This is a genomic window from Rhodoferax sp. (genome assembly GCF_025354435.1).
In the GTDB taxonomy this organism is placed as follows: Bacteria; Pseudomonadota; Gammaproteobacteria; order Burkholderiales; family Burkholderiaceae_C; genus Rhodoferax_B.
Genome location: NZ_JANXMU010000065.1, coordinates 1 through 17,294 on the forward strand (window position 1 = coordinate 1; position 17,294 = coordinate 17,294).

The following is a 17,294-nucleotide window of genomic DNA, read 5'->3' on the forward strand; positions in this document are numbered from 1 at the left end:
GTCGTCGTTGGCGATGACATCCTCGGCGCCCGCATCGAGCGCCGCCTCCATCACCTTGTCTTCGGACGCGCCCGGTGCGAACACCAACAGGCCGCAATGCTTGAACAAGAAGGCGACCGAGCCGTCAGTGCCCATGTTGCCGCCGTTCTTGGCGAAGGCGTGGCGCACTTCGGCCACCGTGCGCACGCGGTTGTCGGTGAGGCAGTCGACCATCACCGCCGCGCCGGCAACGCCGTACCCCTCATAGCGCACCTCTTCGTAGTTGACACCCTCCAGTGCGCCGGTGCCACGCTTGATCGCGCTCTCGATGTTGTCCTTGGGCATATTGACATCGCGCGCCTTGTCCATGGCAAGGCGCAGTCGCGGATTCATCGCCGGGTCACCCCCGCCCATGCGCGCGGCCACGGTAACCTCCTTGATCAGCCGCGTGAAGGCCTTACCCTTCTTGGCATCGGTAATCGCCTTCTTGTGCTTGATATTCGCCCACTTGCTGTGCCCGGCCATAAAGCCTCTGCCTCTGTGACGGTTCGGAAAGCTTATAATTTTACCATTCCGGCCCAACGGATCGCAGCATCATTCGAGATTCACGACAAAGACTCACGACAAGGACCGCCTCCCCATGATCACGCCCATCGCCGTCGCCAGGTCAGGCGCCACCGAACTGGCGCTGCTGCCCGCCCTCGCCAACCGCCACGGGCTGATCGCCGGCGCCACCGGAACGGGCAAGACGGTTACCCTGCAGACGCTGGCGCAGGGCTTCTCTGCCATCGGCGTGCCGGTGTTCATGGCCGATGTCAAAGGCGATCTGACCGGCATCAGCCAGGCGGGCCGTATTGGCGACAAGCTGGCCGGCATTCTGAAAGAGCGCGGCATCGACCAGCCCGAATCTCTGGCCTGCCCCGCCACCCTGTGGGATGTGTTTGGTGAGCAAGGCCACCCGGTGCGCGCCACCGTGTCCGACATGGGTCCGCTGTTACTGGGCCGCATGCTGAACCTGAACGACACCCAGGGCGGCGTGCTCAACATGGTGTTCAAGATTGCCGACGACCACGGCCTGCTGCTGCTGGACCTGAAAGACCTGCGCGCCATGCTCCAGTATGTGGGCGACAACAGCAGCGAATTCACAACCCAGTACGGCAATGTGTCCGCCGCCAGCGTGGGCGCCATCCAGCGCGGCCTGTTGCAGATCGAATCGCAAGGTGGCGACAAGTTCTTTGGCGAGCCCATGCTCAATATCAGCGACTTCATGCAGACCGTGGACGGCAAGGGTGTCATCAACATCCTGACCGCCGACAAGCTGATGAACGCACCGCGCCTGTACGCCACCTTTTTGCTGTGGATGCTGTCCGAGCTCTTCGAGCAACTGCCCGAAATCGGCGACCCCGAGCAGCCCAAACTGGTGTTCTTCTTCGACGAAGCGCATCTGCTGTTCAACGAAGCGCCCAAGGCGCTGGTGGAGCGCATCGAGCTGGTGGTGCGCCTGGTGCGCTCCAAGGGCGTGGGCGTGTACTTTGTGACGCAAAACCCGCTGGACATCCCGGATTCGGTGCTGGCCCAGCTGGGCAACCGGGTACAGCACGCCCTGCGCGCCTTTACCCCGCGTGACCAAAAAGCCGTCAAGGCCGCGGCGCAGACCATGCGCCAGAAACCCGGACTGGACATCGAAGCCGCCATCACCGAACTGGCCGTGGGCGAAGCCTTGGTCAGCCTCCTGGATGAAAAAGGCCGCCCCAGCATCACCGAGCGCGTGTTTGTGCTGCCGCCTGGCAGCCAGCTCGGCCCTATCACCCCAGAGCAACGCCAGTCGCTGATCGCCAATTCGCTGGTCGCAGGGGTGTACGAAAAGCTGGTAGACCGCGAATCGGCCTACGAGAAGCTCAAAGGCCGCACAGAAACCACGGCCACCAACACCTCGGCACCCGCCCAGCCACCCAGCCTGCCCGGCATGGCCCCGCCCGCCGCGGAAAGCAGCGCACTGGGCGGTGTGATGGGAGGCTTAAACGACATCCTGTTTGGCACCACCGGCCCGCGCGGCGGCAAGCACGACGGCCTAGCCCAGACCATGATGAAGTCCGCCGTGCGCACCATGGGCACCAAGGTCGGACAAGAGATCTTGCGCGGCGTGCTGGGCGGCATCTTCGGCGGTAAGCGCTAGTCGCTTTACACAGGCTTTGCGGCAGCCATACCCGAGGCCAAAGTCTGCCGTCCAGAATGTCCAGGATCGGGCCCTATGCCCTCTTTGGACAGGTTGGCATGGATTTCCCTTTTTTCTCCTCCGTCAGCAGCCTGATGGAATACGGCTTTTGGCTGCTGATCGCCTTTTCCGTTCTGGCCCCGGTGGGCGTATTTGCCACTTTGCTGGTGCGCCGGGTCATCTCGCGCCCGGCGGTGCTGGTGTTTGGCATCGTGCTGATTTTGCTGGCCGGGCTGGATGTGGTGCTGCTGCAAAAACTCAACAGCTGGGCCAAAGTGGTGCCTACACCGCTGGAGGACCACTTTTTTGCGTCCGAAGTGTCCCTGGCGCTGTACCTGCTGCCAGTGGTGTTGGCAGGCATTGGCGTGAACCTGGTGTCGCATGTTTTGATACACCACCTGGGCGAGGCCGAACGCCGCTTTGACAAGTCCCACAAGAATCCCGAGTAAGGTTCTGTTACGCATGCAAAATACATAGCATGCACGGAATTTGTTGCATTCTTTGAGGACTCTTTATGCCCGCTGATACCGCTACCGGCTCCATGGCTCCCGCGCAAACCAGCCACATCCGCCTCACCTCGCACGCCAGCGGCTACGGCGCGCTGCCGATACGCTGGGCCGCAGCCACCGCCGCCGAGCGCGGCCCGGTGGTCGGCACCACCACCAAACGTGCCCACCGCAACGTCATCGGCACCCACAGCGGCAGCTACAGCATCTACCGCGCGCTGGCCGTGGCCTCGGGCGGCCTGTCGCCGCAGCACAAGGCCGACCTGACCAACACCATGCCCACCGACATCATCGGCCCCTACCCGCAATGGAGCGAGCCGGGCCGCATCGTCGCCATGGACCCCTGGGGCGCGACGGTTGCCGAGGTGTTTGCCGGCGAACTGGCGGCGGGCTACGACATCCGCCCCACCATCGCCGTCACCCAGGCCCATGTGATCCTGCCGGAGGTAATCGAAGCGCTGCAATCCGGTCGCCTGAAGGCCGACGGCAAATTCCTCACCGCCAGCGGCGCGGCCATGGTCACCAAGGTGGCGGTGGAACCGGTGTGGTACCTACCCGATGTGGCCAAGCGCTTTGGTTGCACCGAGGCCGAGCTGCGCCGCGTGCTGTTCGAGGAAACCGGCGGCATGTACCCCGAACTGGTGACCCGCAGCGACCTGGAAGTGTTTTTGCCACCCATCGGCGGGCTCACCGCCTACATCTTCGGCAACCCGCGCGATCTGGCGAATCCCGAGGTCGAACTCACCGCGCGCGTGCACGACGAGTGCAACGGCTCGGACGTGTTTGGCTCCGACATCTGCACCTGCCGACCCTACCTCACGCACGCCATCGAGGAATGCATCCAGGGTGCGCAACGCGGCGGTGTGGGCCTGGTGTCGTACTTCCGCAAGGAAGGCCGGGCCCTGGGCGAAGTCACCAAGTTCCTGGTCTACAACGCCCGCAAGCGCCAGGTCGGTGGCGACACCGCCGACCAGTATTTCAACCGCACCGAGTGCGTGGCTGGGGTGCAGGACATGCGCTTCCAGGAGCTCATGCCCGACGTGCTGAACTGGCTGGGCATCCGCAAAATCCACCGCCTGGTGTCGATGAGCAATATGAAATATGACGCCATCACCCGCGCCGGTATCGAGGTGGTGCAACGGGTGAATATTCCCGACCACATGATCCCCGCCGATGCACAGGTGGAAATGGACGCGAAAATGGCAGCGGGGTACTTCACCCCCGGCGCGGTGCCGGATGCCGAAGAACTCAAAAAGGCCAAAGGCCGTGGATTGACTGAATGACTATGGATTTGATAGCTACCCGTGCAGATGCAATCAGTGCTAGCACCCTATTACGCTCTACAAAAGCAGTGCGCGCGCGGGCCCAGGGCCTGCTGGCGCGCGCCCGTGCGGGCGAATCCCAGTACTTCACCGTGGTGGATGCCGCGCTAGCTCCCACCGCGCAGTTGGTGGCCGAGGTCACCCGCAAAAACTATCCCAGCCTAGAGATCCCGTACCACAGCCGCTGGCGGCATTTTGAGGCGGGCGGGGTCAACCGCACCGACCAGATGACCGAAGAACTGGGCAAGGTGTCGGTGGCCAAGCGGGCTCGCGCGCAGATTGACCTGGCCATCGTCAGCGTGTTGCTGGACGCAGGCGCAGGCCCCGACTGGAGCTACACCGACCCGCGCACCGGCCAAAAGCTCAGCCGCTCCGAAGGCCTGGGCGTGGCCAGTTTCAACGCTTTCACCAAAGGCCTGTTTTCCAGCAAGCCGACCCAGCCCTGCCAGGCCGATGCGCTGGGTTTGCAGTCCCTCACCTCGCGCCAGTTGGGCGATGCGTTCCAGGTCGGCGTGGAGAACCCGCTGGTCGGACTGGAAGGCCGCGTCGCCTTGCTGCGCCGCCTGGGTGAGGTCGTTGCAGCCCAGCCCGAAGTATTTGGCGGTGCGGGCGGCCTGTGCCGTCCGGGCCGCTTGTTCGACCACCTGGTGCCCACCGACACCGACGAGCCCACGGTGGCGGCGCACGATATTCTTGCAGCACTACTGGGCACGCTCTCGCCCATCTGGCCTGCACAGAATGCTATCAAAACAGATGATGGAGCTGACATTGCACTCGGCGACTGCTGGCGGCACAGCGCGGTGCCCGGCGAGGGCGCTTCTGCGGGCTGGATGCCCTTCCACAAGCTGTCGCAGTGGCTCACCTATTCGCTGCTGGAGCCGCTGGAATGGGCGGATGTGACCGTCACCGGCCTGGATGCACTGACGGGCCTGCCCGAGTACCGCAACGGCGGCCTGCTGCTGGACGGCGGCGTGCTGGTATTGAAAGACCCGGCGCTAGCCACCCAGGCGCACACTGCGGGCGATGAATGCATCGTCGAATGGCGGGCCTTGACCGTCGCCCTGCTGGACGAGCTGGCTCCGCTGGTGCGCGCCGAGCTAGGCCTCACCGCTACGCAAATGCCCCTGGCCTGCGTGCTCGAAGGTGGCACCTGGGCGGCAGGCCGCGTGCTGGCCCAGCGCTTGCGGGGTGGCACCCCACCCTTGAACATCGCCAGCGATGGCACCGTTTTCTAACCCATTGAAGAAGCACACCATGAGCAACGTCCACCTGATCAACCACCCTTTGGTGCAACACAAGCTGACCCTGATGCGCCGCAAGGATGCCAGCACCAACACCTTCCGCCGCCTGCTCAACGAGCTGAGCTCGCTGATGGCCTACGAGGTCACGCGCGACATGGCGATGCAGGACGTAGAAATCGAAACCCCGCTGGAGACCATGACCGCCAAGGTGATTGACGGCAAGAAGCTGGTGTTTGTGTCCATCCTGCGCGCGGGCAACGGCATTTTGGAGGGCATGCTCAGCGTGGTGCCGGGCGCGCGCGTCGGCCATGTGGGCCTGTACCGCGACCCCAAGACTCTGACGGCCGTGGAGTACTACTTCAAGATGCCCAAGGACATGGAAGAGCGCGATGTGGTGATCGTCGACCCGATGCTGGCCACCGGCAACTCGGCGATTGCGGCGGTGGAGCGGCTCAAAGAGCTCAACCCCAAATCGATCAAATTTGTGTGTCTACTGACCTGCCCCGAAGGCGTGGCCGCGCTGCAGGCGGCACACCCGGATGTGGCGATTTATACCGCTGCCATCGACCGCCAGCTCAACAGCCACGGCTACATTGTGCCCGGCTTGGGCGATGCGGGCGACCGTATTTTCGGCACCCAGTAACCAAAGGGAATAAGCGCGGGGATTTAGACGATGACGGTCAGGTCAGTCGAGCTCACCAGGCTGGAACCGGCGCGGGGCCACTCTACCAGCACACCCTTGTCGGTCTGGGCCAGCACATAGCCGTCGGTGCGTTCGATGCTGCCACGGCGCACCAGGTTCACGCGCTCGCCAGGGGCGAACTGGTTCTGGGCAACGGCGAACAGGGATTTGATGAAATACAGAACTTGCATGGTGAAACTCCAAAAAGGGTCAGGCGCTGTGCCTGGAAATTAAAAAATTATTTCGACTGCAGCCACTGGCGTTCGCGGGACTCGAGGTCGGCGAATGACTGGGATTTGCCGAGGTAGCTGTCCACATCGCGCTGGTCTTGCTGGTCCAGGTGGCGGCCCAGTGCGTGGGCGGCGTTACGTGCGGAGAACCAAAATAAATAAAGAATGTGCATAGCCAAAGTGTCCTGGGGTAAAACCGCTCCCTGTTTTTCAGGGTTAACCCTAGTATCGCACAAGGCCGGTGCACGCACGCACCAACTAATGCACATTAGTTACTCTTGTTTGGTATAAGGCACCGTTTTGCCTCAATTTGGTGCATCTCCCAAGCACCTCTCCAACACACATGGCTTTTGAAGTTTTTATAAGAAATAGGCCTCTAGCGCATATCCTGCCTACGCTATTCGCTATTTATTCAATAGCAATTACCACAACTTCTCCAACCGCCCCTCCATCAACCGGAAGCCGCAGGTGGCCATGGCCTGGGCTTCGGCTTCGTCGTGGGTTACCAACACCGTGGCCATACCGACATCGAAGATACGCTGGCAGAATTCGGCCTGCAGGTTGCGGCGCAGGGCGGCATCCAGGGCCGAGAACGGCTCGTCCAGCAGCAGCGCACGCGGCGCGGTGATGAGGGCCCGCGCCAGGGCCACGCGCTGCTGCTCGCCGCCCGAAAGCGTCCAGACCCGGTGCCGGGCATGGTTGGCCAGGCCGAAGCGCTCCAGCAAGGCTTCTGCGCGTTGCCGGGCCTGGGCCTTGGGCACCCGCTGTTCGACCAGGCCAAAGGCCACGTTGTCGCGCACGTCCAGGTGCGGAAACAGCGCAAAGTCCTGGAACATCAGCGCAAAACCGCGCCGCTCGGGTGGCAGGCGGCTGATGTCTTCGTTGTCAAACCACACGCTGCCCGCCTCGGCGGCTTCCAGCCCAGCGGCAATTTTCAGCAAGGTGCTTTTACCGCTGCCCGACGGGCCGAGTAAGGCGACGATCTCGCCCTCGCCAACCCGCAGATCGAGTTGGTCGGCCAGGGCGCGGTTGCCGTAGTGTTTGGTGATTTGGCGCAGTTCAAGCATGGTGGGGGGCCTTACGGCGTGGGCCTTCGATGAACGCAAACGCGGCCATGGCCAGGGCCATCAGCACGCAAGCCAACACCAGCGCCGCGTCGCCATTGGCGGCACCGGGGCGGCCCAGGCGCTGGTAGATCAGCGTGGTCAGCGTGGCCCATTCGGGGCGGGATAAAAACAGGGTCACGGCGAATTCGCCCAGCGCCGTGGCCGCCGCGAAGGCCATGCCCCGGCGCAGCGCGGGTGCCACCATCGGCAGCGTGACCCGCCAGAACACGCGCCAGGGCGTGGCACCCAGGCTGCGGGCGGCCTGGGGCAGGTGTTCGGGCACGCTGTCCAGCGCCGATGCCAGCGATTTGGCGATGAACGGATAGGCCAGCACAGCGTAGGCGCACAGCAGCAGCGGCAGGCTGGCGGTCCACTGCGGGTACAGCAGCAACAAACCAAATGCCACGGTGATGGGCGACACCACAAACGGCAAGAACGCGGCGGCACGCATCGCCACCGAGCTTTGCGCGGCCAGCGCGTGCAGTACGCCCAGCACGGTGGCCAGTAATAGTGCAACGGCGGAAAAGCGCAAGGTGTTCCACAGCGCGGCCAACGTTTCTTCGTCGGCCACCAGCGCCCAGGTGTCCCAGCCTGCATGGGCGGCCCGCCAGACAATCGCCACTAATGGCGCGGCGCAAAAGAAAGCCAGCACACCCAGTGCCGCCGCTACACCCAGCCAGTGCGCCGGGCGGCTGGGTCGTTGGCGGGCGATGGGCTGCACGCGGGTGGGCGTGGCCAGGCGCTTTTCGATCAAGGCATACGCCCAGGCCACCGCGCCGGTCAGCAGCAGCATCCACAGCGCCAGCAGGCTGGCCGGGGCCAGTTGCAGCTCGTGGGCCACCAGGGTGTAGATCTCGACCTCCACCGTGGCGTAACGCTGCCCGCCCAGCACCAGGGCCAGGCCAAACCCGGCAAAGCAGTACAAAAATACCAGGCACAGGCTGGATGCCAGCCAGGGCAGGATGGCCGGCCACTCGACCCGCCAGAACGCCCGCCATGGCGTGGCACCCAGAGTGCGTGCTGCCGCCACGCGCGGCGCGCTGACGTGCTCCAACGCATCCACCCCGGCGCGCACCACCACGCAGAGGTTAAAGAACAGGTTGCCGTACAGCAGCAGCCAGGGTGTGTCTTGCAGATGCAAGCCCAGCCAGCCACTGAACACGCCACGCGGCCCCCACAGCGCCAGCACACCCAGCGCGGCGACCAGGGTGGGCACCACAAACGGCAACATCAAGAGGCGCAGCACCAGGCTGCGGCCCGCGAATTCCCAGCGCGCCAGCACCCAGGCCACCGGCAGGCCCAGCAGCAGCGCGGCGACACAGGTGGCAGCCGCCTGCAGCACCGACCACAGCACGCGCCAGCGCAGATACGGGTCGGTCCACAGCGCCCAGGGGGAGCTAGGGGCTTGGGTGGCCAAGTCGCCCCACCAGCCTTCGCCCGCCAACCGCAACACCGGGGCCACCAGCAGCACGGCCAGGGCCAGCAGCGGCAGCAGGGCCAGCAGCCAGCGGCGGAAACTACGCATCGTCCACATTACCGGAGCGAATGTCCTCCAGAAACACCGCAGAACTGGCTTTCCCAGGCTGCTGGTATTGCCTCCTGCAAGAGGGTTGGCGAAAGATGCGAAGCACTGCAGCCTGGGGGTGAGCCACTACTTCAGAACCACCTGCGTCCAGCGCGCCACCCAGCCCGTGCCCTTGTCTGCAATCGTCTCGGCGGGCAGGCTGTCAAAGGCGGTGGGTTCCACGGCGTGCTTCATCACCTCGGCCAGGGGGGTGTGGGCTTCGATCGGATACATCCACATGTTGGTTTGCAAAGCCTCCTGCACCACGCCGGAGCGCATGAAGCGGATGAACTTGCCTGCCGCCTCGCGCTGGCCGCCGCCTGCCACCAGGGCTACGCCCTCGACCTGGCGGAACACGCCGCCCTTGAGGAACAGGTTGCCGGTAGGCGATTCGCTGATTTTTTCCTTGCTGTAAAACACCTCGGCCGCCGGGCTGCTGGCGTAGCTGACGACCAGCGGGCGGGTGCCGCCGTTGCGGCTAAATTCGGTGTAGTAAGCCTCGGTCCAGCCCTTGACGACTTTCACACCGTTGCCGCGCATGCGGGCCCACCAGTCAAAAGCCTTTTCTTCGCCCATGCCTGCGATGGTGGCCAGCAAAAAGGCGTAGCCGGGGCTGGAGGTGGCGGGATTGGGCACCACCAGCAGGTTGCGGTAGGCGGGCTGGGCCAGGTCTTCCAGTGTTTTGGGTAGTGCCAGGCCACTCTTGGCGAAGGCCGCCTTGTCAAAGTTCAAATTGACGAAGCCGTAGTCCACCGGCACCACGTTCGCACCCACCTGGGCAATGGCCGAACCCTGGGTGTAGGCCAACGGCTCCAGCACCTTGTTGGCCTGGGCCTTGGCGACGGAAGCGTTGTCCAGGCCAAACACCACGTCGGCGATGGGCTGGGCGCGGGTGAGGATGAGCTTGTTAAGCATCTCGCCCGCATCGCCCGCCTTGATGATGCTGAGCTTGACACCGGATTCGGCCTCGAACTGGGCCAGCAGCGGCTTGGGCAGCGAGAACGAACTGTGCACCAGCACCCGCAGCGGAGTGTCTTGGGCCAAGGCCGGGAGGGAGACGAGTGCGGCCAGCGCGGTGGCGGCCAGGGTAAAACTACGGCGGTACAGCATGTGTGCCTTTCAATGCGCCGGCGGCGGACGCATGAAAAGGCCCCAAAGTTGACCCCATCACGCTCCCTACGCTGGCATGACCCAGATCAGGTATGGGGTATTTCTCAGTCTGTTTTTAGTCCAGACACCCCCGGTGTAGGACCGGATTGTAGTGGTTGTCCACCGGCTTCAAGTTCTCCCTGCCAACACTGGATAAACTTGTGGATAACCCTGCCAAGCACTTGTATAGGGTGGTTAAGTGCTTGATTTATATGGATAAAGCTTACAGCGCTTAAAAATTAAGCACTACGCACCAGAGGTCTTGCCCGACATGCGGCTCTTCACTGCGCCTAGCACAATCACCAGGCCGGGAATCAAAATCATGGCCCAGATGATCTTGTCCAGGTGCTGCTTGACCCACGGAAAGTTGCCAAAGAAGTAGCCAATGGTGACGATACCCACCACCCACAGCGCACCACCCAGCACGTCAAAAAACGTGAACTTGGCGCGGCCCATCATGGCCACCCCGGCCACAAACGGCGCAAAGGTGCGCAAAAACGGCATGAAGCGCGCAGCCACCAGAGTTACACCGCCGTAACGTTCGTAAAACGCATGGGCCTGGTTGAACGCCTGCTTGTTGAACAGTCGGGAGTTTTCCCACTGGAACACCTTGGGCCCAAAAAAGCGGCCAATCGCGTAGTTGCACTGGTTACCCATGATGGCCGCCGCCAGCAGCAGACCTGCGGCGATGGGATACGACATCAGCCCCACGCCGCACATCGCGCCCACTACAAACAACAGCGAATCGCCGGGTAAAAATGGCATCACCACCACTCCGGTCTCCACAAAAATGATCAGAAACAGCAGCGCATAGACCCAGGGGCCATAGCTGATCACAAAGGCCTCCAGGTGCTTGTCAATGTGCAGAATGAAATCGAGAAGTTGCATGAGAATGTCCATGGAGCGCGATTATCGTGGGTGGCTGCTGTCATCATGTGACATTGCCCCGTAGGACATACGCCACAGTCCGCACCCAACTACCCGAATAGAAACATGAGCATCATCTGCCCCGCCTGCAAAACCGAGAACGCCAGCGATGCGCCCCTGTGCACCCACTGTGCAGCCGCCCTGCCCCTCCCCCCGCCCGCTCCCCAGCGCATGTCCCTGTTGGAACAGGCCATGGCCAAACCCTCCGCGATGCCTTTCGCCAAGCCCGTTGCCCCGCCCGTTGCATCACCGCCGGCCGTCCCGACCGTGCCTAAAGCCGCCCCGGTGCCTCCGCCCGCGCCCGTGGTAACCGCGAAACAACCACCGGCCCCCATACCGGCACCAGCACCCGTCACCGCACCGGCACCCGTCACCGCCAAGCCCACGTACACCATGCCGCCCTTGCCCCCGCAGCCCCAGGCACGCCGCCGCAGCCGCGCGCCCTGGATTCTGGCCGCAGTGCTGTTTCTGGCCCTGCTGGGGGCCTTGGCTTACGAACAATTACAAATCCGTGGCATATCACTCCCATCCCTGCTCTCATCCCTGTTTACCGCCCGCCCCTGATGGAGACCGAAGCCCGCCATGACGCACCACACCCATCTGCTCATCATCGACCCGCAAAATGACTTTTGCGACCTGCCCAGCCCTGCCAAGCCCGCCCTGCCGGTGGTGGGAGCCGATGCAGACATGCAGCGTCTGGCTGCCTTCATCCGCGCCAACGGGTCGCAGTTGACCGACATCACCATCACCCTGGATTCGCACCACCGCATCGACATTGCCCACCCCACCTTCTGGCGGCAGGCCGATGGCAGCCCGGTTACACCATTCACTACCATCACCGCCGCCGCCGTGCACGCAGGCCAGTACCGGCCACGCCAGCCCGCGGCGCTGGGCCGCACCCTGGCCTACCTAGACGCGCTGGAAGCCCGGGGCCGCTACACGCTGATGGTCTGGCCGGTGCACTGCGAAATCGGCGCCTGGGGCCACAACGTGCACGCCGATGTGCGCGCCGCCTACAACCAATGGGAAGACCAGCAGGGCCGCAACGCCACCAAGCTCACCAAAGGCAGCAACCCCTGGACCGAGCACTACAGCGCCGTCATGGCCGAGGTGCCCGATGCCCATGACGAAGCCACGCAACTCAACCACGCGCTCATGGCCGCCATGGACCAGGCCGACATACTACTGATCGCTGGCGAGGCCAGCAGCCACTGCGTGCGCGCCACCACCGAGCACATCGTGCATAACCTGGCCCGCCAAAAGCACCAACGCATCGTGCTGCTGACCGACTGCATGAGCCCAGTAGGCGGTTTCCAGCTGCAGCACGAGGCGTTTTTGCAAACCATGCAAGCCCAGGGGATCGAGCTGGCAACCAGCACACAGATCCAGCTATAGATTTTTTAAATGCGAACGGTTATCATTTAGTCACCTGAATACGCAAAACTCCATTCAACGCAAAGGGCCCGGTGCTGCCATCCGTGGCACCGGCTCCATGGATGTTTTGCATGACCCGTTCTTTTGTACCTTCTGCGCCCGCCGTTTCACCCACGCCACTGCCGCGCCCCCAGCGCCCCCAGCGCCCCGCCAGCCTCACCCAATGGGAGGCCCTGGTACAGCGTGGCACCCATGCCGTACAGGCCGGGCACCCCGAGCTGGCACTGTTCAGCTTTCACCAGGCCCTGGCCATCGCCCAAGACCTGTTGGATGTTCCGCCCGCTGAACTGACCGACGACTGCCTGGCCGCCCTGGTGGTGTCGCACCACAACCTGGCCGACCTCTACGCCCAGGCCCAACTCTTAGAGGCCGCCGCCCAGCACCTGTGCCGCGCCCACCGCACGCTGCTGGCGCTGCAACACAGCCCCGCGCACGGCCTGGCCTGGCGGCACAGCCGCGAAACCCATACCGCCCTGTTGCTGCACCAGCGCGCCTGGGGGCCGCACCCCGACATCACCGCGCTGCTCCACGCCACTACGACCACTCTGGCTAGCCCCGGCACCCTGCACTGATTTTTTAAACCCGAAAGACCTCCCATGCCCCATACCCTGCCCGCCCTGCCCTACGCCTACGACGCGCTGGAGCCGCACATCGACACCCAGACGATGCAGATCCACCACACCAAGCACCACCAAACCTACATCAACAGCCTGAACGCCGTCCTGCAAGACACGCCGCATGCCGACACCCCGGTCGAGGCGCTGGTAGCGGCCATCGCCACCCTACCCGAGGGCCTGCGCGCCGTGGTGCGCAACCATGGCGGCGGCCATGCCAACCACAGCCTGTTCTGGCGCGTGATGTCGCCCAGCGGCGGCGGCCACCCCACGGGCGCGCTGGCCCAGGCCATCACCGCCAACCTGGGCGGCTTCAAAGCTTTCAAGGATGCCTTCACCAAAGCCGCGCTAACCCGCTTCGGCAGCGGCTGGGCCTGGCTGTGCCTGACACCGCAGGGCACGCTGGTGGTGGAGAGCAGCGGCAACCAGGACAGCCCGCTGATGCACGGCAACACCCCCATCCTCGGGCTGGACGTTTGGGAGCACGCCTACTACCTGCGCTACCAAAACCGCCGCCCCGACTACATCGCGGCCTTCTACAACGTGGTGGACTGGCCCGAAGTGGCCAAGCTCTTCCAGGCCGCGCGCGGCTAAGCCACCCGCAGACCCCAGCCATGGACAAACCCGAAACCATGTGGCCCAGCGGCAGTAAAGACCATTTGCACTTGCTACGCCTGCTGCGCAAACTGCTCGGCGGCGGCATTGCGCTGTTGGGCGCGGGCGTGCTGGCCAGCGACTTCTGGCACTACTGTCTGGCCCATCCCGTGGTGCTGAACGCGCTGATAGGCGGCTCGGTGGCGGCACTGGCCACCGTGCTGGGCACGCTGCCGGTGGTGTTCTCGCACAAGCTGTCCGAGCGCACCCAGGACACGCTGTTTGGCTTTGGTGCCGGGGTGATGCTGGCGGCCAGTGCGTTTTCGCTGATCATCCCCGGCCTGGCCGCGGCCCGCGCTGCCGGGGCCAGCAGTTGGGCCGCGGGCGGCATGCTGGGTGCGTCCATCCTGCTGGGCGGGGCGGTGCTGCTGGCCATGGAGCGCCTGCTGCCGCACGAGCACTTCATCAAGGGCGTGGAAGGCCCCCAAGGACCGCGTTCTCGGGTGCTGCGCCGCACCTGGCTGTTTGTGTTTGCCATCACCCTGCACAACCTGCCCGAGGGCCTCGCGATTGGCGTGGGCTATGCCGCCACTGACCCGCTGCGCGCCACCGCGCTGGCCACCGGCATTGCCATCCAGGACGTACCCGAAGGCCTGGTGGTCGCCGTGGCGCTGCTGGCCGCGGGCTACAAGCGCCGCTTTGCCGTGCTGCTGGGCATGGCCTCCGGCCTGGTGGAGCCGCTGGGTGCCGTGCTGGGCGCGGCCGCCATCAGCCAGTCGGCCAGCCTGCTGCCCTGGGGCCTGGGCTTTGCAGCCGGTGCCATGCTGTTTGTGATCAGCCACGAAATCATCCCCGAATCGCACCGCAAAGGCCACGAGGCCTGGGCTACTGGCGGGCTGATGCTGGGCTTTGTGCTGATGATGCTGCTGGATACGGTACTGGGCTGAGATGCTCACTTTACGATAGCAACTTGTGTAGGCAGCATATGCGCTAGCGGCCTAAAAGTCTTGAAATTCAGGCATTTGCAGCAGCCAGTGCTGGTGCACGCAGCGCACCAATGAATTCAAAAAGTGCAATTTACAGCACGGCACGACGCTCCAACAATCGCGCCGTCACGGGCCATTTCGGCCCCGTCTGTAACACCACCACTTTCCATGATCCACCGCAATATCCCCTGCGTGCTGATGCGCTCCGGCACCTCCCGTGGCCCGTTCTTTCTGCGCGAATGGCTGCCCGACAGCACCGAGGCGCGCGACCAGGCGCTGATCGGGGCCATCGGCGCGTCCGACCCGCTGCAGCTCGACGGCCTGGGCGGCGGCAGCACGCTGAACAGCAAAGTCGCCATCGTCTCGCGCTCGCAGCAGCCGGGCTGTGATGTGGACTACCTGTTTGCCCAGGTCGGCGTGGGCCACCAGTCGGTCGATACCCGGCCCAACTGCGGCAACATGCTGGCGGGCGTGGTGCCATTCGCCATCGAGCAGGGCCTGATCGCCGCCCAAGACGGCCACACCACCGCCCGGGTCTACAACGTCAACACCGGGGCCTGCATCGACGTGACGGTGTGCACCCCGGGTGGCGTAGTCACCTACGAGGGCGATGCCCGCATCGACGGCGTGGCGGGCACGGCAGCGCCTATCTTGCTGAACTTTCTGGATGCCTGGGGCGCGGTGACCGGCCATTTGTTCCCCACCGGCCAGCGCATCGACGTGGTGGACGGCATCCCGGTCACCTGCATCGACGCGGCCATGCCGCTGATGGTCATGCGCGCCGCCGACCTGGGCCTGACCGGCCGCGAGCGCCCGGCCCAGCTGGATGCCAACACCGCTCTGCTGGAGCGCATCGAAGCCATGCGCCGGGTGGTGGGCGCACGCATGGGCCTGGGCGATGTGTCCGACAGCGTGGTACCCAAGCCGGTGATCGTCAGCGCCGGGGATGACGCCAACAGCATCACCTCGCGCTACTTCACGCCGCGCCGCTGCCATGCATCGCACGCCGTCACCGGCGCGATTGGCGTGGCCACCGCCTTCGCCCTGCCCGGCACCGTGGCCAGCGGCAGCCACACACCGTCGGGCAAGCGCGCGCTGGTGGTGCTGCATCCGGCAGGGCAAATCGACATCGAAGTGGAGGTGGTCGGCGTGGGCGAATCGGCCCAGGTGGAACGCGCCGCCCTGGTGCGCACCGCCCGCAAGATTTTGCAGGGCGAACTACACCTGCCCGGCTATGTGTTCCCACAAGCCACTTTGGCCAGCCCGCAGCAGGCCACGCCCGACAGCAGCATCCGCATCATCGTGCCCACCAGCGCGGGTGGCGGCAACGACACCATCGCCCGGGCCCTGGCGCGCAAACTGTCGCCCCTGCTGGGCCAGAGCGTGCACATCGACAACCGGGCCGGGGCCCACGGCAGCGTAGCCTGCGAATACGTGGCATCCGCCGCGCCCAACGGCCAGACCCTGCTGTTTGGCTACATCGCCACCCACGGCATCCACCCGGCGCTGGAGGGCCTGCGCTACGACCCGTTGGCCGACTTCTGCCCGGTAGGGCTGATCGGCTATTCGCCCACCCTGCTGGTGGTCAACGCCGACCTGGACGTGCACGATGTGCCCGATCTGGTGGCCCGGGCCCACCACAGCCCGCTGCACTACGCCAGCGCAGGCACCGGCACCGCGCCGCACTTCGCCGCCGAGCTGTTCAACCTGAACGCCGGCACCACCCTGCGCAGCCACACCTACCCCGGCGCTGCCCCGGCGATTGCCGACACGGTGCGCGGCAGCACACAGCTGATGTTCCCCAGCCTGTTCACCGCCCAGCCCTATTTGCACAGCGGCAAGCTGCGCGCCCTGGCCGTCGCCGGACCCGAGCGCCTGCCCGGCCTACCCAACGTACCCACGCTGGCCGAGCAAGGCGTGCCCGGAGTGGAGGTAACGCAGTGGTATGCGCTGTTTGCCCCGACCGGTACGCCGCCCGACGTGGTAGCCGCGCTGAATGCCGCCCTGAACACCGTATTGCAAGACCCCGAGCTGGTCGCCCGCATGGCCGCTGACGGTGCCCGCGTGCAGACCAGCACGCCCGAGCAGCTGGCGCAACTGGTCCGCAGCGAAATCACCAAGTGGCGCCGCGTGGCCCAAGGGGCGCACCTGCCCGTAGGCGGCGCACTAGAAGAAGGCTAAAGCCTTAGGCAGTCCGCTGCGGCAGCTTCCAGCCGGGACGGGCGAAATGGCAGGTGTAGCCGTTGGGGCGGTGCACCAGATAGTCCTGGTGCTCGGGCTCGGCATCCCAGAAGGTGGGCGCGGGCAGCACCTCGGTCACCACCTTGCCGGGCCACAGGCCGGAGGCATCCACGTCTTGGATAGTGTCCAGCGCCACGGCCTTTTGGCTGTCGCTGGTGAAGAAAATGGCCGACCGGTAGCTGGTGCCCACGTCGTTGCCCTGGCGGTTCACCGTGCTGGGGTCGTGGATCTGGAAGAAGAATTCCAGAATCGCGCGGTAGCTGGTGACCGCGTTGTCAAACCCTATCGCCACGCCCTCGGCATGGCCGGGGTGGTTGCGGTAGTTGGGGTGGTCGTTGGTACCGCCCACATAGCCCACGCGGGTGGAGACGACCCCGGGCAGCTTGCGGATCAGGTCCTGCATGCCCCAAAAACAGCCTCCTGCCAGTACTGCAGTTTCAATAGCCATGGTGTTGCCTTTGTTGAGATGGAGTGAGGAACCAGCAAGTTGGTGGCAAAGGCACC

At 64.6% G+C, this 17,294-nt stretch carries 19 protein-coding genes and 1 riboswitch; of the genes, 11 read left to right on the forward strand and 8 right to left on the reverse strand.

The window, feature by feature from the left end; genetic code table 11:
* The coding region (locus Q0T48_RS16650; protein WP_295958405.1) for a YebC/PmpR family DNA-binding transcriptional regulator at positions 1 to 504 on the reverse strand (504 nt) is incomplete at its 3' end.
* A gap of 115 nt (positions 505 to 619) precedes the next feature.
* Here Q0T48_RS16650 and Q0T48_RS16655 point away from each other — a divergent pair.
* The 5 genes from Q0T48_RS16655 (at position 620) to upp (ending at position 5,906) form a co-directional block, all read left to right on the forward strand.
* Positions 620 to 2,155, forward strand: coding sequence for a helicase HerA-like domain-containing protein (locus tag Q0T48_RS16655; RefSeq protein ID WP_295958408.1), 1,536 nt, complete (start codon positions 620 to 622; stop codon positions 2,153 to 2,155).
* A gap of 98 nt (positions 2,156 to 2,253) precedes the next feature.
* Positions 2,254 to 2,643 (forward strand): hypothetical protein, encoded by a 390-nt coding sequence (locus tag Q0T48_RS16660; RefSeq protein WP_295958411.1) that lies wholly within the window; start codon positions 2,254 to 2,256, stop codon positions 2,641 to 2,643.
* A 65-nt stretch (positions 2,644 to 2,708) separates the two neighbouring features.
* Positions 2,709 to 3,983: a GTP cyclohydrolase II gene (locus Q0T48_RS16665; RefSeq protein ID WP_295958414.1), complete on the forward strand. Its 1,275-nt coding sequence runs from the start codon at positions 2,709 to 2,711 to the stop codon at positions 3,981 to 3,983.
* A 2-nt stretch (positions 3,984 to 3,985) separates the two neighbouring features.
* Entirely contained in the window at positions 3,986 to 5,257 is a 1,272-nt protein-coding gene (locus Q0T48_RS16670; protein ID WP_295958418.1) for a URC4/urg3 family protein, read from the forward strand.
* Between the two features lie 19 nt (positions 5,258 to 5,276).
* Entirely contained in the window at positions 5,277 to 5,906 is a 630-nt protein-coding gene (gene upp / locus Q0T48_RS16675; protein WP_295958421.1) for a uracil phosphoribosyltransferase, read from the forward strand.
* A 23-nt stretch (positions 5,907 to 5,929) separates the two neighbouring features.
* On the opposite strand, the gene Q0T48_RS16680 is transcribed toward upp, so the two are convergent.
* The 6 genes from Q0T48_RS16680 to Q0T48_RS16705 all read right to left on the reverse strand — a co-directional run bounded on the left by Q0T48_RS16680 (position 5,930) and on the right by Q0T48_RS16705 (position 10,894).
* Positions 5,930 to 6,136, reverse strand: a complete 207-nt coding sequence (locus tag Q0T48_RS16680) for a hypothetical protein (RefSeq protein WP_295958424.1) — start codon at positions 6,134 to 6,136, stop codon at positions 5,930 to 5,932.
* Positions 6,137 to 6,183: 47 nt separating this feature from the next.
* Positions 6,184 to 6,348 (reverse strand): hypothetical protein, encoded by a 165-nt coding sequence (locus tag Q0T48_RS16685; protein WP_295958426.1) that lies wholly within the window; start codon positions 6,346 to 6,348, stop codon positions 6,184 to 6,186.
* Between the two features lie 249 nt (positions 6,349 to 6,597).
* Positions 6,598 to 7,242 carry an ABC transporter ATP-binding protein gene (locus Q0T48_RS16690; protein ID WP_295958429.1) on the reverse strand — a complete coding sequence of 215 codons (645 nt, stop codon included), beginning with the start codon at positions 7,240 to 7,242 and terminating at the stop codon, positions 6,598 to 6,600.
* The gene (locus tag Q0T48_RS16695; RefSeq protein WP_295958432.1) at positions 7,235 to 8,806 is read right to left on the reverse strand and encodes an iron ABC transporter permease; all 1,572 of its coding nucleotides are present in this window, start codon (positions 8,804 to 8,806) and stop codon (positions 7,235 to 7,237) included. Before Q0T48_RS16695 ends, Q0T48_RS16690 begins: the two co-directional genes overlap by 8 nt.
* Positions 8,807 to 8,932: 126 nt before the next feature.
* Positions 8,933 to 9,955, reverse strand: coding sequence for a thiamine ABC transporter substrate-binding protein (locus tag Q0T48_RS16700; protein ID WP_295958434.1), 1,023 nt, complete (start codon positions 9,953 to 9,955; stop codon positions 8,933 to 8,935).
* Positions 9,956 to 10,000: 45 nt separating this feature from the next.
* Positions 10,001 to 10,097: riboswitch (TPP riboswitch) on the reverse strand.
* 143 nt (positions 10,098 to 10,240) lie between these two features.
* On the reverse strand, positions 10,241 to 10,894 hold the full coding sequence (locus Q0T48_RS16705) for a VTT domain-containing protein (protein WP_295958438.1): 654 nt from the start codon (positions 10,892 to 10,894) through the stop codon (positions 10,241 to 10,243).
* 93 nt (positions 10,895 to 10,987) lie between these two features.
* Between Q0T48_RS16705 and Q0T48_RS16710 the strand changes: the two genes are divergently transcribed.
* The 6 genes from Q0T48_RS16710 (at position 10,988) to Q0T48_RS16735 (ending at position 16,730) form a co-directional block, all read left to right on the forward strand.
* Complete coding sequence (locus Q0T48_RS16710; RefSeq protein WP_295958442.1) at positions 10,988 to 11,485, forward strand: hypothetical protein; 498 nt, start codon at positions 10,988 to 10,990, stop codon at positions 11,483 to 11,485.
* Positions 11,486 to 11,503: 18 nt separating this feature from the next.
* Positions 11,504 to 12,316: an isochorismatase family protein gene (locus tag Q0T48_RS16715; RefSeq protein WP_295958445.1), complete on the forward strand. Its 813-nt coding sequence runs from the start codon at positions 11,504 to 11,506 to the stop codon at positions 12,314 to 12,316.
* A gap of 110 nt (positions 12,317 to 12,426) precedes the next feature.
* Complete coding sequence (locus Q0T48_RS16720) at positions 12,427 to 12,927, forward strand: hypothetical protein (RefSeq protein WP_295958448.1); 501 nt, start codon at positions 12,427 to 12,429, stop codon at positions 12,925 to 12,927.
* A gap of 24 nt (positions 12,928 to 12,951) precedes the next feature.
* The gene (locus Q0T48_RS16725) at positions 12,952 to 13,563 is read left to right on the forward strand and encodes a superoxide dismutase (RefSeq protein ID WP_295958451.1); all 612 of its coding nucleotides are present in this window, start codon (positions 12,952 to 12,954) and stop codon (positions 13,561 to 13,563) included.
* Positions 13,564 to 13,601: 38 nt separating this feature from the next.
* Positions 13,602 to 14,510: a ZIP family metal transporter gene (locus Q0T48_RS16730; protein WP_295958523.1), complete on the forward strand. Its 909-nt coding sequence runs from the start codon at positions 13,602 to 13,604 to the stop codon at positions 14,508 to 14,510.
* A 207-nt stretch (positions 14,511 to 14,717) separates the two neighbouring features.
* Positions 14,718 to 16,730, forward strand: a complete 2,013-nt coding sequence (locus Q0T48_RS16735) for a 4-oxalomesaconate tautomerase (RefSeq protein ID WP_295958454.1) — start codon at positions 14,718 to 14,720, stop codon at positions 16,728 to 16,730.
* 4 nt (positions 16,731 to 16,734) lie between these two features.
* On the opposite strand, the gene msrA is transcribed toward Q0T48_RS16735, so the two are convergent.
* The gene (gene msrA / locus Q0T48_RS16740; protein WP_295958455.1) at positions 16,735 to 17,238 is read right to left on the reverse strand and encodes a peptide-methionine (S)-S-oxide reductase MsrA; all 504 of its coding nucleotides are present in this window, start codon (positions 17,236 to 17,238) and stop codon (positions 16,735 to 16,737) included.
* Positions 17,239 to 17,294: the final 56 nt, after the last annotated feature.

Excerpts from the sequence above, each read along its gene's own strand:
- Q0T48_RS16680 (WP_295958424.1), bottom strand. The coding sequence starts at position 6,136 with ATGCAAGTTCTGTATTTCATCAAATCCCTGTTCGCCGTTGCCCAGAAC.
- Q0T48_RS16725 (WP_295958451.1), top strand. The coding sequence starts at position 12,952 with ATGCCCCATACCCTGCCCGCCCTGCCCTACGCCTACGACGCGCTGGAG.
- Q0T48_RS16670 (WP_295958418.1), top strand. The coding sequence starts at position 3,986 with ATGGATTTGATAGCTACCCGTGCAGATGCAATCAGTGCTAGCACCCTA.
- Q0T48_RS16695 (WP_295958432.1), bottom strand. The coding sequence starts at position 8,806 with ATGCGTAGTTTCCGCCGCTGGCTGCTGGCCCTGCTGCCGCTGCTGGCC.
- Q0T48_RS16710 (WP_295958442.1), top strand. The coding sequence starts at position 10,988 with ATGAGCATCATCTGCCCCGCCTGCAAAACCGAGAACGCCAGCGATGCG.
- Q0T48_RS16730 (WP_295958523.1), top strand. The coding sequence starts at position 13,602 with ATGTGGCCCAGCGGCAGTAAAGACCATTTGCACTTGCTACGCCTGCTG.
- Q0T48_RS16665 (WP_295958414.1), top strand. The coding sequence starts at position 2,709 with ATGCCCGCTGATACCGCTACCGGCTCCATGGCTCCCGCGCAAACCAGC.
- Q0T48_RS16720 (WP_295958448.1), top strand. The coding sequence starts at position 12,427 with ATGACCCGTTCTTTTGTACCTTCTGCGCCCGCCGTTTCACCCACGCCA.
- Q0T48_RS16705 (WP_295958438.1), bottom strand. The coding sequence starts at position 10,894 with ATGGACATTCTCATGCAACTTCTCGATTTCATTCTGCACATTGACAAG.
- Q0T48_RS16660 (WP_295958411.1), top strand. The coding sequence starts at position 2,254 with ATGGATTTCCCTTTTTTCTCCTCCGTCAGCAGCCTGATGGAATACGGC.
- Q0T48_RS16715 (WP_295958445.1), top strand. The coding sequence starts at position 11,504 with ATGACGCACCACACCCATCTGCTCATCATCGACCCGCAAAATGACTTT.
- Q0T48_RS16700 (WP_295958434.1), bottom strand. The coding sequence starts at position 9,955 with ATGCTGTACCGCCGTAGTTTTACCCTGGCCGCCACCGCGCTGGCCGCA.
- Q0T48_RS16655 (WP_295958408.1), top strand. The coding sequence starts at position 620 with ATGATCACGCCCATCGCCGTCGCCAGGTCAGGCGCCACCGAACTGGCG.
- Q0T48_RS16685 (WP_295958426.1), bottom strand. The coding sequence starts at position 6,348 with ATGCACATTCTTTATTTATTTTGGTTCTCCGCACGTAACGCCGCCCAC.
- Q0T48_RS16735 (WP_295958454.1), top strand. The coding sequence starts at position 14,718 with ATGATCCACCGCAATATCCCCTGCGTGCTGATGCGCTCCGGCACCTCC.
- upp (WP_295958421.1), top strand. The coding sequence starts at position 5,277 with ATGAGCAACGTCCACCTGATCAACCACCCTTTGGTGCAACACAAGCTG.
- msrA (WP_295958455.1), bottom strand. The coding sequence starts at position 17,238 with ATGGCTATTGAAACTGCAGTACTGGCAGGAGGCTGTTTTTGGGGCATG.
- Q0T48_RS16690 (WP_295958429.1), bottom strand. The coding sequence starts at position 7,242 with ATGCTTGAACTGCGCCAAATCACCAAACACTACGGCAACCGCGCCCTG.